The 18593-nt window shown below is 33.5% G+C and carries 13 protein-coding genes; 7 read left to right on the top strand and 6 right to left on the bottom strand.

Translation table 11 applies throughout. The features are described 5' to 3' along the window. The first annotated feature begins 192 nt into the window (after positions 1-192). From asnB to DNC80_RS01400, 5 genes are all read left to right on the top strand, one after another. A complete protein-coding gene (gene asnB / locus DNC80_RS01420) occupies positions 193-1794 on the top strand; it encodes an asparagine synthase B (RefSeq protein WP_182648574.1) in 1602 nt (533 codons plus the stop codon). Positions 1795-2057: 263 nt separating this feature from the next. Further along, entirely contained in the window at positions 2058-4001 is a 1944-nt protein-coding gene (gene gyrB / locus DNC80_RS01415; RefSeq protein WP_144893298.1) for a DNA topoisomerase (ATP-hydrolyzing) subunit B, read from the top strand. Between the two features lie 71 nt (positions 4002-4072). Further along, positions 4073-5005 carry a malate dehydrogenase gene (gene mdh, locus DNC80_RS01410; protein WP_144893300.1) on the top strand — a complete coding sequence of 311 codons (933 nt, stop codon included), beginning with the start codon at positions 4073-4075 and terminating at the stop codon, positions 5003-5005. 229 nt (positions 5006-5234) lie between these two features. Next, a complete protein-coding gene (gene secDF / locus DNC80_RS01405) occupies positions 5235-8207 on the top strand; it encodes a protein translocase subunit SecDF (protein WP_182648572.1) in 2973 nt (990 codons plus the stop codon). Positions 8208-8297: 90 nt separating this feature from the next. Further along, positions 8298-8930, top strand: a complete 633-nt coding sequence (locus DNC80_RS01400; protein WP_182648570.1) for an acyloxyacyl hydrolase — start codon at positions 8298-8300, stop codon at positions 8928-8930. Between the two features lie 43 nt (positions 8931-8973). Here DNC80_RS01400 and lgt read toward each other — a convergent pair whose 3' ends face one another. From lgt to DNC80_RS01375, 5 genes are all read right to left on the bottom strand, one after another. After that, on the bottom strand, positions 8974-9918 hold the full coding sequence (gene lgt, locus DNC80_RS01395; protein WP_182648568.1) for a prolipoprotein diacylglyceryl transferase: 945 nt from the start codon (positions 9916-9918) through the stop codon (positions 8974-8976). A gap of 53 nt (positions 9919-9971) precedes the next feature. Further along, positions 9972-10214 (bottom strand): membrane protein insertion efficiency factor YidD, encoded by a 243-nt coding sequence (gene yidD, locus DNC80_RS01390; RefSeq protein WP_144893306.1) that lies wholly within the window; start codon positions 10212-10214, stop codon positions 9972-9974. A 23-nt stretch (positions 10215-10237) separates the two neighbouring features. Then, positions 10238-11719: a cysteine--tRNA ligase gene (gene cysS, locus DNC80_RS01385; protein ID WP_182648566.1), complete on the bottom strand. Its 1482-nt coding sequence runs from the start codon at positions 11717-11719 to the stop codon at positions 10238-10240. A 130-nt stretch (positions 11720-11849) separates the two neighbouring features. Beyond that, complete coding sequence (gene folE, locus DNC80_RS01380; RefSeq protein ID WP_144893310.1) at positions 11850-12521, bottom strand: GTP cyclohydrolase I FolE; 672 nt, start codon at positions 12519-12521, stop codon at positions 11850-11852. Between the two features lie 191 nt (positions 12522-12712). Beyond that, entirely contained in the window at positions 12713-13906 is a 1194-nt protein-coding gene (locus DNC80_RS01375) for a pyridoxal phosphate-dependent aminotransferase (protein WP_182648564.1), read from the bottom strand. Between the two features lie 127 nt (positions 13907-14033). On the opposite strand from DNC80_RS01375, the gene DNC80_RS01370 reads away from it, so the two are divergent. Beyond that, a complete protein-coding gene (locus tag DNC80_RS01370; RefSeq protein ID WP_220485184.1) occupies positions 14034-15365 on the top strand; it encodes a retropepsin-like aspartic protease in 1332 nt (443 codons plus the stop codon). A 24-nt stretch (positions 15366-15389) separates the two neighbouring features. Here the strand turns inward: DNC80_RS01370 and DNC80_RS01365 are convergent, their stop codons facing one another. Further along, positions 15390-15776, bottom strand: a complete 387-nt coding sequence (locus DNC80_RS01365) for a DUF1573 domain-containing protein (protein WP_182648563.1) — start codon at positions 15774-15776, stop codon at positions 15390-15392. A 182-nt stretch (positions 15777-15958) separates the two neighbouring features. Between DNC80_RS01365 and DNC80_RS01360 the strand changes: the two genes are divergently transcribed. After that, positions 15959-18592 (top strand): valine--tRNA ligase, encoded by a 2634-nt coding sequence (locus DNC80_RS01360; RefSeq protein ID WP_182648561.1) that lies wholly within the window; start codon positions 15959-15961, stop codon positions 18590-18592. The last annotated feature ends 1 nt before the right edge of the window (position 18593 follow it).

Genomic DNA, 18593 nt, shown 5'->3' with positions numbered 1-18593 from the left:
GTAATAGGTAAACGGTGCTTGTACGAGGTTTTATTTAAAAAGCTACGATTTTAATAATTTAAGTTTCATTTTTAATTTAATAATGAATTTTTACTTTCGAATAGGAATTAAAAATGTTATTTGTGTTTTAAATATGTAGTCGGCAATGCATATTTGCAGTTCCCGTTTGTTTAACAATTAAATAGAATAAGTATGTGTGGAATATTGGCCATCATTGGTAAAGGAAAAGAAGTGCAATTGGTTAGAGATCTCTCTAGTCGAATGTCACATCGTGGACCTGATGAACGGGATTTGTATGCCATGCCTAATGGTCATTATTTAAGCCATGAGCGACTTTCTATAATTGACTTGTATTCAGGAAAACAACCTATTCAAGGGACAGCTACTGCTTATATGGTTCACAATGGTGAAATATATAATTACTTGGAATTGAAGCAAGAATATTTGAGTAACCATCTATTTCGTACCCAATCTGATTCGGAAGTTATTGTGCATCTTTATGAAGAGTTTGGATATAATTTTTGTGATAAATTAGACGGAGATTTTGCTTTTGTAATCATTGATGGGGATGATTATATGGCAGCAAGAGATCCGTTGGGTGTGAAACCCCTGTATTATGGTTTAGATGAAAGAGGCAGGATGTACTTTGCTTCAGAGATGAAAGCTATTGCGGATCAATGCAAAACCTTTTCAACTTTTCCGCCAGGGCATTATTATACCGCAAAAACAGGTTTTGTAAAATATTACAAGCCAGAATATGAGTCTTTTGTAAATGAATACCAAGATGTAGATTATCAATTACTCCGTGAATATCTGACTACTGCTACTCAAAAAAGGCTAATGGCAGATGTTCCATTAGGGGTTTTGTTATCAGGTGGTTTAGATTCGTCATTAACAACAGCAATAGCTTCCCGTTTACTTAAAAATCATTCTGAACCCTTGCATTCCTTTGCAATAGGAATAGATGAAAATGCTCCGGATATTGTTGCAGCTAGAAAAGTGGCTAATTTTTTAGGAACACAACATCATGAAGTTTTTTTTACAGTGAAGCAAGGTATTGAAGTGCTTGAACAAATTATTTACCAAATAGAAACATATGATGTAATCTCAGTGAGAGCAAGTGTTCCAATGTATTTTTTGTCTAAAGTTATTGTTGGAAAAGGGATTAAAGTAGTTTTATCTGGCGAAGGTGCCGATGAAATTTTTGGAGGATATTTGTATTTTGCAAATGCTCCTTCAGTGGCTGATTTTCAACGTGAAACAATAGAGAGAGTACAAAAAATATTTACTGCCGATTTGTTGAGAGCTGATAAAGCAACAATGGCTCACGGTCTTGAAGCCAGATTACCTTTTTTAGATCAAGCCTTTTTGGATCTTGCCATTCGAGTTAATCCAGAGCAAAAACTACCTAAAACGTATGGTGGTAAAGAAAAATATATTTTACGAAAAGCATTTGACACTCCTGATGATACTTATTTACCAGATGAAATCTTGTGGAGGCAAAAAGAACAATTTTCGGATGGAGTAGGCTACAGTTGGGTCGATGAATTAATTGCTTATTGTGCAACTCAAGTGTCTGATGAACAATTGGCAAAAGCGTCGACAACTTTTCCATATAATTCGCCTACAACAAAAGAAGCTTATCTTTATCGTTCTGTTTTTCAAAAGCATTTCCCTCAATTGAGTGCTGCCCAAACAGTAAGAAAGTGGATTCCAAAGTGGCAAGAAAATTTAGATCCTAGTGGAAGAGCTAATGCTGCTCACGAAGAATCAGCATACGCCGGAAAAGCGTAAATTTTAAATACGATATTCATTATTTTATCTTGAAAGATTTTCAAAACCACCTGTAAACAGTGGTTTTTGAAAGTCTTTTTTTGTGCTTCCTAATTTTTTATTTTGTTAATCATACGGAATGAGCGAGACGACCCATTTTTCAATCTATTTTTATAAACAAATGTTAATAACTTAAAGCCTTTAAAACTGATTTTAACGGTAATATAATTTGCGTTTTTATATATTTGCGTGTTATACAAAAATTACATTTTTAGAATAAAGATATGAGCGAAGAAATCAAGAAGGACAATTATTCAGCGGATAGTATTCAAGCATTAGAAGGAATGGAGCACGTAAGGATGCGTCCATCAATGTATATAGGTGATGTAGGTGTAAGAGGTTTGCACCACTTGGTATATGAAGTAGTAGATAACTCTATTGATGAGGCTATGGGTGGCCATTGCGATACCATTAGGGTAGATATCAACGAAGATGGTTCGATTTCTGTTGAAGATAATGGTCGTGGAATTCCTGTTGGTATTCACAAAAAAGAAGGGGTTTCTGCGCTTGAAGTTGTAATGACAAAAATTGGTGCAGGTGGAAAATTCGATAAAGATTCTTATAAAGTATCTGGAGGTTTACACGGTGTGGGTGTATCTGTAGTAAATGCATTATCAAACCATTTAAGAGCAACTGTTCATAGCAGTGACGGTAAAATATACGAGCAAGAATACGAAAAAGGGAAAGCGTTATATCCAGTAAAACAAATTGGAGAAACGACAAAGAGAGGTACGATTGTAACTTTTTACCCTGATCCAACTATTTTTACTCAAACTATTGAGTATTCTTATGATACACTTTCGGCGCGTATGCGTGAATTGTCTTTCTTGAATAAAGGAATTACAATCACTTTTACTGATAAAAGAGAATTAGATAAAGATGGGAATTTTGTTTCTGAAGTTTTTCATTCAGATGAAGGATTAAAGGAGTATATCCGTTATTTAGATGGTAATAGAGAACCTATTATTGCGCATGTAATATCAATGGACCACGAAAAGGGAGAAATCCCTGTTGAGGTAGCTTTGATCTATAATACCAGTTATACCGAAAATATTTTTTCATACGTAAATAATATCAATACGCATGAAGGAGGAACGCACTTGCAAGGTTTTAGAACGGGTCTAACTCGATCTTTGAAAAAATATGCTGATGCATCTGGAATGTTGGATAAATTAAAGTTTGATATTTCTGGGGATGATTTCCGTGAAGGTCTTACGGCTATTATATCTGTCAAGGTTGCTGAACCACAGTTTGAGGGTCAGACTAAAACGAAACTTGGAAACAGAGAAGTTGTTTCTCCAGTAAGTCAGGCAGTAAGTGAAATGATCGAAAATTATTTGGAAGAAAATCCAAATGATGCTCGAATAATAGTTCAAAAAGTAATACTTGCAGCTCAAGCCCGTCACGCAGCTAAAAAAGCTCGTGAAATGGTACAGCGTAAAACCGTAATGGGTGGAGGCGGATTGCCAGGTAAACTTTCAGACTGTTCTGAGCAAGATCCTGCAAAATGTGAAGTATATCTTGTCGAGGGAGATTCGGCAGGTGGAACCGCCAAGCAAGGACGTGATCGCGCCTTTCAAGCAATTTTGCCATTACGTGGTAAAATTTTGAACGTAGAAAAAGCAATGCATCACAAAGTTTTTGAAAACGAAGAGATTCGAAATATCTTTACAGCACTTGGTGTTACAATTGGAACCGAAGAAGACAGTAAAGCATTAAATATATCAAAGTTACGTTACCACAAAGTAATTATTATGTGTGATGCCGATGTCGATGGTAGTCACATTTCTACGCTAATCTTAACGTTTTTCTTCCGTTTCATGAAAGAGTTAATAGAGGAAGGTCACGTATACATTGCAGCACCACCTTTATATTTAGTTAAAAAAGGAAATAAAAAGGAATATGCTTGGAACGATGTACAACGCGATCAGGCGAATGAAAGAATGGGTGGAAGTGCAGGAATTCAACGTTATAAAGGTCTTGGAGAAATGAATGCCGAACAATTATGGGAAACGACTATGGATCCAAGCTTTAGAACATTACGTCAGGTAACTATTGACAGTTTAGCCGAAGCAGATAGAGTTTTTTCTATGTTAATGGGTGATGAGGTTCCTCCAAGAAGAGAATTTATAGAGAAAAATGCAGTATATGCTAATATTGATGCTTAATTTTAAAATACAATAGAAGCCAATAAACATTAAATAACCAAAATAACAATTAACCGAATAAACTTAATAATATGAAAGTTACCATTGTAGGCGCAGGAAATGTAGGTGCGACATGTGCTGATGTGATTTCTTATAGAGGAATTGCTAGCGAAGTAGTTTTGCTGGACATAAAAGAAGGTTTTGCCGAAGGTAAAGCGCTCGATATTATGCAATGTGCAACAAATACAGGTTTTAATACTAAAGTGTCTGGCGTTACAAATGATTATGCAAAAACTGCTGGAAGTGATGTAGTGGTAATTACATCTGGAATCCCTAGAAAGCCAGGTATGACACGCGAGGAGTTAATAGGTATAAATGCAGGAATTGTGAAAACGGTTGCTGAAAATGTATTGAAACATTCTCCAGATACCATAATAGTTGTAGTTTCAAATCCTATGGATACAATGACTTATTTGGCATTGAAATCTACAGGATTGCCAAAAAATAGAATTATAGGAATGGGTGGGGCTTTAGATAGTTCTCGCTTTAGAACGTATTTGTCTTTGGCTTTAGATAAGCCAGCTAACGATATTTCAGCAATGGTTATTGGTGGTCACGGAGATACAACAATGATTCCTTTAACAAGATTGGCTTCTTATAATGGGATACCCGTATCTCAGTTTTTATCAGAAGAAGAGTTGCAAAAAGTAGCTGCCGATACTATGGTGGGTGGTGCTACACTTACAGGTTTACTCGGTACTTCAGCTTGGTATGCTCCAGGAGCTTCTGTTGCTTTTTTAGTAGATAGTATTTTGAACGATCAAAAGAAAATGATTGCGTGTTCCGTTTTTGTTGAAGGTGAGTATGGTCAAGAAGATATTTGTATCGGTGTACCGTGTATCATTGGTAAAAATGGTGTAGAAGAAATTCTGAATATTGAATTAAATGATTCTGAAAAGGCTTTGTTTGCCAAAAGCGCTGATGCTGTGCGACAAATGAACGATGCCTTAAAGGACATTTTATAGAAATACCAAATGTATAGGAATTCAAAGACTGCTAGTTGCATAGCAGTCTTTTTCTTGATATTAATCAATAAATAAATTGGTTAATCATAACCTTAATTATATATTTGCTCGGTTTAAAAAAAATACTACGGTACAAAATCTATTTTTTTTCTTGTTTGTAATAATTAAAAAACTGATTTTCAATGCTTAAGTTGAAATTATAATATAAAATAATTAATTTTTAGTAATAATGCAGAATAAAGGACTTATTAAATTTTTCGCAATTCTATTTGCATTGGTAAGTATTTACCAACTTTCTTTCACTTTTTTGGCCAATAACATCAAAAGTGATGCTAAAGTTTTTGCAGGAGATAATCCTGATAAAGAGTTGAAATATTTAGATTCTATTGGTAAAGAAAAAATATTAAACCTTGGATTTACTGATTTTACATATGATGAAGTAAAAAACAAACAAATCAACAAAGGTCTTGACTTAGAAGGAGGAATTAACGTAATTCTTCAAATTTCTATCAAAGATGTTTTGAGAGGTTTATCAAACAACTCTAAAAATCCAGTTTTTAATAAGTCGCTAGCTGATGCTTCGGCTAATTTTGAAGGAAACAAAACATATTTAGATAAATTTTACGAGGCTTTTGATGCCAATTCAAAAGGAACTGTAAAATTAGCTTCTCCTGATATTTTTGCAAACAGATCTTTGCAAGGTGAAGGTGGTGTGAGTTTTCAAATGACTGATGCTGAGGTTCAAAAAGTTATCAAGAGAAAAGTAGACGAATCTATTGAAAGTGCTTTTAAAGTACTAAGAGAGCGTATTGACAAATTTGGAGTAACGCAACCTAACATTCAAAAATTAGGAGAAACAGGAAGAATTCTTGTGGAACTTCCTGGTGCTAAGGATGTTGATAGAATTAAAAAATTATTAGGAGGTAAAGCACAACTTGAATTTTGGGAAACGTACAAAATTGAAGAAGTTGGTAATTTCTTAATTGCTGCTAATGAAGCATTGAAAAAAACTGAAATCAAAACAAATGTTGTGAAGCCAGTTGTAAAAGATTCATTAAGCGCGTTATTAACTGATACAAAAGATTCAACAGCTGCAAAAAAAGGACAAAATCCTTTGTTTGATAAAATAGTAAGTCAAGGAGGCGGACCAGTTTTAGGTTTGTTTTCTCCTAAAGATACTGCTACTATTAATGCGTATTTTAAAAGACAGGATATAAAAATTTTATTACCTGCAACATTGACTTACGCTAAGTTTGTTTGGGGTAAACCTCTTAATATTACTGATGATAAGCAAAAGCAAATTGAAGTAGTAGAATTATACGCTTTACGCGGTAACAGAGATAACAACCCAGCAATGGTTGGCGCTGTTGTAACAGATGCAAAAGATACTTTTGATCAGTTAGGAAAACCTGCTGTTTCAATGCAAATGAATTCTCAAGGTGCTAAAGGTTGGGAAGAATTAACAGGTAGAGCATTTACTCAAAAAAGTAATATAGCCATTGTTTTAGATAATGTAGTGTATTCTGCTCCAGGAGTAACTAGTGGACCTATTTCAGGTGGAAGATCTGAAATTTCTGGTGCATTTGACGTAACAGAAACTAAGGATTTAGCTAACGTACTTAATGCGGGTAAATTACCAGCTTCGGCTGATATTATTCAGTCAACTGTAGTAGGTCCTTCATTAGGTCAGGCTTCTATTGACGCTGGATTGACATCATCAATCATTGGATTTTTACTAGTTTGTTTCTGGATGGTTTTTTACTACGGAAAAGCAGGTTGGTATGCTAACTTAGCCTTATTATTAAACTTATTGTTTTTGTTCGGTATTATGGCAAGTTTTGGTTTTGTATTAACATTGCCAGGTATTGCAGGTATTGTATTGACTTTGGGTACAGCGGTAGATGCGAACATCATTATATACGAAAGGGCTAAAGAGGAATTACGTGATGGTAAATCTTTATCAGAGGCTGTATCTTCGGCCTACGGATGGCATGGTGCAATGCGTTCTATCATTGATGCAAACGTTACACACGTATTAACTGGTGCGATCTTGTTTATTTTTGGAACAGGTCCAATTAAAGGTTTTGCATTAACATTACTTATAGGTATAGCGACATCATTATTTACATCAATTTTTATTGCAAGGATTTTTATTGATAAAAATATCGCTGGAAAAGCTGATTTAACGTTCTGTACCAATATGACTAAAAATTGGTTTACAAACTTTAACTATGACTTTATCAAAATCAAAAAATTTACTTACATCTTCTCTTCAGTTGTTGTAGTTGTAAGTTTGATTTCTATTTTCTTTGTTAATGGTTTAGATCAAGGAGTTGATTTTGTGGGAGGTAGAACTTTTCAAGTTAAATTTGAAAAATCAATAGATGCTTCTGTAGTTTCAGAAGAATTATCAACGGCATTTGGTACTCCAGTAGAAGCTAAAGTTCTAGGTGATGATGATCAATTGAAAATCACTACTAAGTATAAAATTAAAGAAGATGGTATTGCAGTAGATAAAGAGGTGAATGAAAAATTATACAATGCACTAGCTAAGTATTTTCCAAACACATCTTATGATAAATTTACCAATACTTTTGATGGTAAGAAAGTTGGAGTGTTACAAGCTTCTAAAGTTGGTGCTTCTATCTCTGAGGACATCAAAACAAATTCTTACTGGGCTGTTTTAGGTGCTCTTGCAGTTATCTTTTTATACCTTATGATCTCTTTCCGTAAGTGGCAGTATTCATTAGGTGCGATTGCAGCCGTAGCGCATGACGTTATCTTTGTATTAGGAATTTACTCTTTATGTTATAAATTCATGCCTTTCCACATGGAAATGGACCAACACTTTATTGCTGCTATTCTTACTGTAATTGGGTATTCAATGAATGATACCGTAATTGTATTTGACAGAATTAGAGAGTTTATTTTAGGAAAAAGAAAAGGAAGTTTTGAGAGTATTGTAAATGCATCGATTAACACTACTTTATCAAGAACTTTAAATACTTCATTGACAATGATTTTAGTACTATTGACTATGTTCCTTTTTGGAGGTGAGTCAATCAGAGGATTTATTTTTGCAATGTTAGTAGGTATTATTGTGGGTACATATTCATCTTTATTTATTGCTACCCCAGTTGTAGTAGATACTTTTACTAAAGAGGATAAAAGCACAATTGAAAAAGAACATGCTGCAGAATAATTTATAGTAGTATTGCTATTAAAAAAAAAGGTTCAACGTAAGTTGAACCTTTTTTTGTTATTATTGTACCTTAATATTTAATCTCTTTGCATGAAATCGTATTTGTTTTTTATTTCAACCTATTGGATGATTGCTTTTTCCTTTGTGAGTTATGCTCAGGAGATTCAGGATGATACAAAAATTGGTTTTTCCATAGGATATGGTAGTGAGTTTAAAAATAGAAATTATACCTATTCAAATCAATATTTAAAGTTACAATTTTTGACCACTTTTAAAAAGACTAAAAAATTTAGCTATGATTTGGTTCTGCAACCTGAGTATAATAGAGGTACACATCAACTTTTAAATCTCTACTTTGTTAAACCTGAAGAGGAAAATTATATTGAAAAAAGAGAAAAGTATACGAAATTAAAGACCTGTAATGAATATGTTCTGAATGTAGGATTGTTGATGCGTTTTTCTTTTTCAAAAAGATCTAATTTGTATATGCTGGGAAGTGTAGGTCCAATGTATATTGATACTGCAACAGAGCGATTATCAAAAGGTTTTGCTTTTGCAGATGTTTTAGCTTTGGGTTTTAACTATAAAATGGGACAGTTTATACTAGATGTAAGACCTAATTTAAGGCATACTTCTAATGCAGGGCTTCAAAGTAATAATTCTGGTTTTAATACTAGAAATTTGGAGTTTGGCATTCTTTTTATGCCAAAAAAAAAGCGTTAAATCTCTATTGAATTAACGCTTTTTGTATAAGAAATATGTTTGTCTAATTTTTTTTAGCTTTGATAACAAAATACAAGCCTATTAATACAAAGGGTATACTAAGCCATTGTCCTGTTGAAAATAACCCAAGTGCATTTTCAAAACCTCCTTGGCTTTCCTTAACAGATTCAACGATGAATCGAATTGTGAATAAAAGGACTAAGAACATCCCAAATATATAACCACTGTAATTTCTTTTATCGGTCTTCCAATACAAGAAAAATAATGCAGCAAATACAAAAATATAAGCAAAAGCTTCGTACAGCTGAGTTGGGTGTTTAACGGGTACTTGTTCTAGTAGTGTTGCAAACTTTGGGTCATTTGCAATAGCATTATAGGCATCGTTAGGATTGGCTATTTGTGTGCTACTAACAGCATCTTGCGGGCTAAAATGATCTCTTAAAAATCGGATTCCAAAAGGTGAATTAGTAACGTTTCCTATAATTTCGGAGTTAAAGAAGTTTCCTAAACGTACAAAAATAGCGCCACTAGCAACCGGAATAACAACGCGATCTAATATCCATAATTGAGGCCTTTTTAAAATATTTTTGCTGTAAAAATACATGGCAATGATGATAGAAATAGCAGCACCATGACTAGCCAATCCTTGAAATCCTGTAAATTCCCATCCTTGAATAATATTAAATAGTGATTCGTTTGGGTTTTCTTTAACTGGTAATAAAATTTCTGGTAAATGGTTGCGATAATATTCCCAATCGTAAAAAAATACATGGCCTAAACGAGCTCCTGCTAAGGTAGCAAGGACAGTCCAAATGAATAAAGAATCTAGTTTTTCAATAGATTCTCCTTCTCTATCAAAAATGTGTTTCATGATATACCAGCCTAAACCAAAGGCTACAACAAACATTAAACTGTAAAATCTAATCATGAAAAAACCTAAATCAATTCCTTCTGATGGGTTCCAAACTAAGTTTAATGCGTGTGTCATGTGTTTTTTTTAATTTTGTATCGTAAAAATAGTGATTATTATAAGAGAAGATATTAACTCTTTGTTGTTTTTTTGGGTACTGGATCATATCCTGTTTTTCCCCAAGGATGACAGCTAAAAATACGTTTTACACCAAGAAAAGTTCCGTAAAATAAACCATGTACTTGCAAAGATTCAATCATATAATGTGAACATGTAGGTTCAAAACGGCATGCTGCTGGTGTAAATGGAGAAATTGCGACTTGATAAAACCGTACTAAAAAGACAAACGGAAAAATTACAACTTTTTTGATCATGTTTTTTGCTTGTCTCTTATAAACTAGTTAATGCTAAACGTAGTTCCCTCTTTACCGTCTTTTAATTGAATTCCAAGTGCAATTAATTGATCTCGAATTTGATCGGACAAAGCAAAGTTTTTATTTTCTCTTGCTTGTTTTCTCATTTCGATAAGCATGTTTACGGTGCCTTCTAATTTATTATTTGTAGTATCTGATATTTTTTCATCTTCTAATCCTAAAACATCAAATACAAAACCTTGCATTGTTGTTGTAAAAAGCTCTAAATCCTCTTGATGTAGCGTTTCTTTATTGTCTTTTAAAAGATTTACGAATCGAACACCTTCAAATAATTGTGCAATTAAGATAGGGGTATTAAAATCATCGTTCATAGCATCGTAACATGATTGTATCCAGGCAGGAATGTCTATCGTACTTGCATTTGAAACAGGAATTTCTGAAATTGAATTCATAGCTTCCATAAGTCTTTTAAAGCCTTTTTCAGCTGCAACAATAGCGTCATCAGAAAAATCAAGAATACTTCTGTAATGTGCCTGTAACATAAAAAAACGCGCTACTGATGCTGAGAAGGCCTTACTTAAGATCGTGTTTTCACCGGTCAAAATCTCTCGGGGTAAAATATTATTACCGGTAGATTTTGCCATTTTTTTACCATTTAGTGTTAGCATATTTGCATGCATCCAATAGTTCACAGGAGTTTGTCCTGTGCAAGCCTCATTTTGTGCAATTTCACATTCGTGATGTGGAAACTTTAAATCCATCCCTCCACCGTGAATGTCAAAATGATTTCCTAAATATTTAGTACTCATTGCGGTACATTCTAAATGCCATCCTGGGAAACCATCACTCCATGGTGAAGGCCAGCGCATGATATGTTGTGTTTCTGCTTTTTTCCAAAGCGCAAAATCTTGAGGATTTCTTTTATCACTTTGCCCATCAAGATCACGTGTATTAGCAAGCATATCTTCAATGTTACGACCACTTAATTTTCCGTAATTGTTTGTTTCGTTAAATTTAACTACATCAAAATATACAGAACCATTCGCTTCATAACCTATTCCTGAAGCAATTATTTTTTTTACAATTTCAATTTGTTCAATGATGTGTCCTGTGGCAGTAGGTTCGATACTTGGAGGTAAAAAATTAAAGTCACTCAAAATATCATGAAAATCTACGGTGTAGCGTTGAACTACTTCCATAGGTTCTAGTTGTTCTAGACGCGCTTTTTTTGCAATTTTATCTTCTCCTTCATCTACATCGTCTACAATATGACCAACATCCGTAATGTTACGCACGTAGCGAACTTTATAATCTAAATGCAAAAAATATCTAAAAATCATATCAAAAGACATGAATGTTCGTACGTTTCCTAAATGGACATTGCTATATACCGTTGGACCACATACGTACATGCCTACATTTCCCTCAATTATAGGTTCAAAAAGTTCTTTTTCTCCAGATAATGAATTGTAAATTCTGAGTTTTTGGTTGCTGTATAATGGCATTTCGACTTATTGTTTTTCTCATTTAATCCCACCTTTTATGTATGGGCTAAAAATGTGAATGAATAATTAATAATTACTTATTGCGTTCTTGTACTTTTTGATATTTATTCTTGAATAAGTGAGTACAGTTTTAGAATTTGGTTTCTAATTTAATGTAGTCTAAGAACTCTCTTCTAGTAACTGCATCTTTGAATTTTCCTCCAAATTCTGAAGTTACAGTACTACTTTCAATATCACTAATACCTCTAGAGTTCACGCAAAGATGTTTTGCGTCTATAACACAAGCTACATCTTCAGTTCCAAGCGCTACTTGTAATTCTTGCACAATTTGCATGGTTAAACGCTCTTGAACTTGAGGTCTTTTTGCATAATATTCTACGATACGATTCATTTTGGATAAACCAATAACTGTTCCGTTTGAGATATAGGCTACATGAGCTCTACCTATTATTGGTAATAAATGATGTTCACAAGTAGAATACACGATAATATTCTTCTCTACCAACATTTCTCCATATTTGTAATTGTTGTCAAACGTAGATGCTTTTGGTTTTCTATTAGGATTTAAGCCGCCAAAAATTTCTTTCACAAACATTTTTGCTACTCTATTTGGGGTTCCTTTAAGACTATCATCTGTTAAATCCATTCCTAGGGTTAGTAGTATGTTTTCAACATCTTTTTTTATTTTTTCGATTTTGTCATCATCAGAGATGTCAAATGCATCTTTTCTAATTGGATTTTTTGCGGACAAACTCACGTGATTGTCACCTATTTCGTCTTGAAATTCTTCGTTTTTTATCATTAAAAGAAACTATTATAGTGGGTATATTTATTCAAGCGGTAAAGATAATAATAAATAACAAAGTTTTTCAATGACGCTTACTATTTAAGAGTACTTTATGGCTTTGCCATTTGTATTTTACTGTTTTATTCTAAAAAAAAGAAAGGCAAATCTACTGTAGATTTGCCTTTCTTTTTATAGATAAAATTTTTTTATAACGCGTTGTAAGCAGGAATTGCAGCTTTTAAAATGGCAACTGCTTTTATTAAATCTTCTTTCTTTAAAACATACGCAATTCTAACTTGATTTAGTCCCATTCCTGGAGTTGAGTAAAAACCAGCAGCTGGTGCAACCATTACAGTTTCTCCATTCAAATCAAAACTTTCTAGTAACCACTGTGCAAAAGCATCAGCGTTATCTATTGGCAATTGTGCGATACAGTAAAAAGCACCTTTTGGCTTGCTAATCACAACACCATCTATTTTGTTTAATTCTTCAATTAGGGTATCACGTCTTTCTCTATATTCTGATATAACTTCGTCAAAATAAGATTGTGGTGTGTCTAGAGCTGCTTCGCTAGCAATTTGTTCAATAGTGGGAGGACTCAAACGTGCTTGTGCAAATTTCATAGCCGCTGCCATCACTTCTTTGTTTTTTGATGTGATACAACCTATTCTTGCGCCACACATACTGTAACGTTTTGATACAGAATCAATCATTATGGCGTGCTCCTCAAGTCCAGGAATACTCATTACAGAATAATGTACATCACCATCGTATGTAAATTCACGGTACACTTCATCAGATATTAAGAATAAATCATGCTTTTTTACAAGTTCTGCCAGTTGCAAAATTTCTTCTTTTGAGTATAAATAACCTGTTGGATTTCCAGGATTACAGATTAAAATTGCTTTTGTTTTTGGTGTAATTAACTTTTCAAAGTCGGCTATGGCAGGTAATGCAAAACCGTTTTCGATAGTTGATATTACTGGAACAACGGTAACACCTGAAGCAGTTGAAAAACCATTGTAGTTTGCATAAAAAGGTTCAGGAATAATAATTTCATCCCCTTGATCCATGGTGCTTCCCATTGCAAAAAGTAATGCTTCAGAACCTCCAGTGGTAATTATAATATTTTCTGTAGATACATCAATACCTTGTTGGGTGTAATAATTCGATAATTTTTTACGATACGATTCATTTCCAGCAGAATGACTGTATTCTAAGATGGTTAAGTCAATATTTTTTACAGCTTGCATTGCAACTTCAGGAGTTTTTATGTCCGGTTGTCCAATGTTTAGGTGGTATACTTTATGACCTTTCTTTTTTGCAATTTCAGAGAATGGGACCAATTTACGTATTGGTGATTCAGGCATTTGTTTGCCTTTGTTCGATATAGTTGGCATATTTTTGAATTATTGATGCACAAAATTGCGATTTTTTTTCGAAAGTAAATGCAATAAAAAGGTTTATCAATTGTTAAATCTTTATTTTTTAACTTTTTATTTATTATTTTTATGACAAATATAAATAATGAAAGCAATTCTACTTTTCTTCTTACTGTGTGTAATTTTTCCTATTTATTCTCAAGATGGTTTTCAGTTTCAAGGTAAAGCGACTAAAACGGTTGTTCCTTTTCAGTTGATTAATAATTTAGTTTTTGTACCCATAAAAGTAAACGGTGTTGAGCTTAATTTTTTATTGGACACAGGTGTTGCCGAAACCATTCTTTTTAGTCTAGAAGAAAAAAAAGAGTTCCGTTTTCTAAATACAGAGAAAATAACCTTAAGAGGTTTGGGAAGCCAAAAATCTGTAGAAGGATTAAAATCAACTAACAATACACTAGCCTTTGGTCATATGATTAATAGAAATCATTTGTTGTATATTGTTTTAGATCCAGAATTTAATTTTTCTTCTCATGTGGGTATTCCAGTAAATGGAATCATAGGTTACCAGTTTTTTAGAAATAATCTGGTAGAAATTGATTACCAGCATAAGAAAATTATTGTTTACAAGGATGATGAAAAGAATCGACTAAGGGTATCTAAAAAAGCAACTGTTTTACCCATTATAGTAGAAAAATCTAAACCTTATATATATAGTAATGTAAGTATTGATACTAGTTTTATTCCTGTTAAATTATTAATTGATATAGGTAATAGTGATGCGTTATGGTTGTTTAATAACAATGGAAATGATTTGCAAATTCCCTCTAAAAATTTTGATGACTTTCTAGGAAGGGGTTTTAGTGGAGACATTGAAGGGAAAAGAGCTAGAATAACTCGTTTTGAGCTGGGATCTTTTCATTTTGATAGTCCATTAGCTGCCTTTCCTGATAGTGTGTCTATTAAAAATGTTGAAATGGTTCCTGGTAGAATGGGATCGGTGGGAGGTGAAATTATGCGTAGATTTAAAGTGGTTTTTGATTATAAGAAACAAAAACTTTTTTTGAAAAAAAATAGTAATCTTAAAAGCTCATTTACTTATAATAAAAGCGGCATAGAGATAGAACATTACGGTCTTGTATGGGTACAAGAAACAGTAAAAATGGAAAGTGTATCTTCAAGTGTAGGTTATAGTAAAAGTAGAGGAGGAGTAACAGTTTATCCCAATGATTTTAAATACAAGTTTCAGTTAAAACCAATTTTTCAAATATCACATGTAAGAAAAAATTCAGCAGCTGCAAAATCAGGTTTGAAAAGTGGTGATATAGTTGTGAAGATTAATAGACTCAATCCTTATGAAATGACACTACAAGAGATTAGAGCTTTGTTTAAATCCGAGGATAATAAGTGGATTACTCTAGATGTAAAGCGTAATAATATACCCCTAAAATTTCAATTTCAACTGGATGATATTTTGTAGTTTATCATCCAGAGAAATAAAGAATTAGTTTGTAATGACTTCGCCTTTTATTTTTAGAGCAATTCTACCTCCTTCATAATTGACGGCATTAGATTCAACAGTTATTGTTTTTCTAATTGGACCTGGAGCCATGTTGTATTTTACACTTATTTTTCCAGTTTTTCCCGGCATTATTGGCTCGTTTGGTTTGGTTGGAACAGTACATCCGCAGGTAGATAACACATTTGTAATGATCAATGGAGCGTTTCCGGTATTTGTAAAAATAAAATCCCGAACTCCATTTTCTGTATTTTTAACTTTTCCGTAGTCAATGGTATTGTCAGGAGCTTCAAAATCAATTTTGGGTCCGTTTTGGGCAAAGCCAATACTTGAAAACAGAATTAATGTCAATAGTGTAATAGTTTTTTTCATTGTAGTTCTTGATTGGGTTAGGTAAATATACCGTGTTTATAATTATAGAACAAAATTTTATTTCTCTTTTTATAGTCTACTTAATTATTTACTTTTGTTCACTATATATAAATACAAATATCAGACCAAAGACTACAGCTGCATTTTTTGGAATGTTCAACTGTCTTAAAACTCTAAATAAAATGACTATTCCTGCACAATTTGACGCTAAAACCATTGAAAATAAGTGGTATGATTACTGGATGAAAAATAATTATTTCCATTCTGAACCCGATCATAGAACGCCATATACCATAGTAATTCCACCACCAAATGTAACGGGAGTTTTGCACATGGGTCATATGCTTAACAACACCATTCAGGATGTATTGATAAGAAGAGCACGTCTTAAAGGATTTAATGCATGTTGGGTTCCTGGTACAGATCACGCATCTATAGCAACTGAAGCGAAGGTTGTAGCCAAGTTGAAAGCAGAAGGGATCAATAAAAATGATTTGACTCGTGAGGAATTCTTATCGCATGCGTGGGAATGGACAGATAAATATGGTGGTGTAATTCTGGATCAATTAAAAAAGCTTGGTGCTTCATGTGATTGGGAAAGAACTAAATTTACTATGGATCCTGATATGTCTGCATCAGTAATTAAATCTTTTGTTGATTTATACAACAAGGGTTTGATTTATCGTGGATATCGAATGGTAAACTGGGATCCTGAAGCTAAGACTACACTGTCAGATGAAGAGGTTATTTATGAAGAACAACAAGGAAAACTCTTTTTTCTTAAATATAAAATTGAAGGGACTGAAGATTTTCTAACAATTGCTACAACACGTCCCGAAACTATTTTTGGAGATACTGCAATTTGTATCAATCCTAACGATGAGCGGTTTGCTCATTTGAAGGGGAAAAAAGCAATTGTTCCTATTTGCGGAAGAGTAATTCCGATCATTGAAGATGAGTATGTGGATATAGAGTTTGGAACAGGTTGTTTAAAAGTGACTCCTGCTCATGACATGAATGATAAAACACTGGGTGAAAAATATAATTTAGAAATTATTGACATCTTGAATGATGATGCAACACTTAATAGTTTTGGTTTGCATTATCAGGGGAAAGATCGTTTTGTTGTTCGTGAAGCAATTGCCATTGAGTTAGAGTCTATCGGAGCATTATTGAAAACCGAAATTCACTTAAATAAAGTAGGAACTTCAGAAAGAACAAAAGCGGTTATAGAACCACGCTTGTCTGATCAGTGGTTCTTAAAAATGGAGGAATTAGTAAAACCAGCTATCAAGTCGGTATTGGAGGATGGTGATGTAAAGTTGCATCCAGCTCGTTTCAATAATACGTATGCGCATTGGTTAAATAATATCCGCGATTGGAATATTTCGCGTCAATTGTGGTGGGGACAACAAATTCCTGCGTATTTCTATGGTGATGGGAAGGAAGATTTTGTAGTTGCGGAAAACATTGAAGACGCCTTAAAATTAGCACAAACCAAAACTTCAAACCTATCACTTCTAACCTCTGACCTTCGTCAGGATGTGGATGCATTAGACACTTGGTTTTCTTCTTGGCTGTGGCCAATGTCTGTTTTTGGAGGAATTATGGATCCTGAAAGTGAAGATTTTAAATATTATTATCCAACGAATGATTTGGTTACAGGTCCAGATATTTTATTTTTCTGGGTAGCCAGAATGATCATTGCAGGATATGAATATACAGGACAAAAACCTTTTACAAATGTATATTTAACAGGTTTAGTAAGAGATAAGCAGCGCCGAAAAATGTCTAAATCTTTAGGGAATTCTCCTGAGCCTTTAGAATTGATTGAAAAATTTGGCGCTGATGGTGTTCGCGTTGGATTGCTTTTGAGTGCTTCTGCTGGAAATGACATTATGTTTGATGAAGAGTTGTGTAACCAAGGGAAAGCGTTTACAAATAAAATTTGGAATGCCTTCAAATTGATAAAAGGTTGGGAAGTTTCAGATACAATTGAGCAACCCGATTCATCAAAAGTAGCAATCGAATGGTATCAAGCAAAATTGCAACAAATATTAGTAGAAATTGAAGATAATTTTGAGAAATACAGAATTTCAGATGCTTTGATGGGGATTTACAAATTAGTTTGGGACGACTTCTGTTCTTGGTTTTTAGAAATGATTAAACCAGCATATCAGCAACCAATTGACAGCGTAACTTTTGCGAAAGCGATTGAAATGCTTGAAAACAACCTGAAATTATTGCATCCTTTTATGCCTTTCTTAACTGAGGAAATTTGGCATTTAATAGCAGAGAGAACGGCTGATGAAGCTTTAATAATTTCGACTTGGCCAGAATTAACATCTTTTGATTCACAATTAATTACAAGTTTCGAATCTACAATAGAAGTAATTTCAGGAATTAGAACAATTCGTAAAGATAAAAACATACCCTTTAAGGACGCTATTGATTTTAGAGTAGTAAATAATGAAAATGCGTCAACTTATTTTGACAGTGTTATTGTTAAATTAGGAAACATAAAAAACTTAGAATACGTATCAGATAAAGTAGAGGGAGCACTTTCTTTCCGAGTGAATTCTAATGAATATTTTATCCCAATCACTGGAAATATTGATGTGGCTGCCGAAATTGCAAAATTAACAGAGGAACTCAACTACATTAAAGGTTTCTTGAGATCAGTTCAAGTTAAATTGTCAAATGAAAAGTTTGTTGCCAATGCTAAACCAGAGGTAATTGAAAACGAGCGCAAGAAAGAAGCAGATGCGCTCTCAAAAATCGAAACCATTGAACACAGTTTAGCAGGACTTCAATAAG

It is taken from the genome of Flavobacterium sp. SOK18b, from assembly GCF_014156605.1.
Lineage (GTDB): Bacteria > Bacteroidota > Bacteroidia > Flavobacteriales > Flavobacteriaceae > Flavobacterium > Flavobacterium tiangeerense.
The sequence above is the reverse complement of the archived record's forward strand: the minus strand, read 5'-3'. Positions and strand labels throughout refer to the sequence as shown.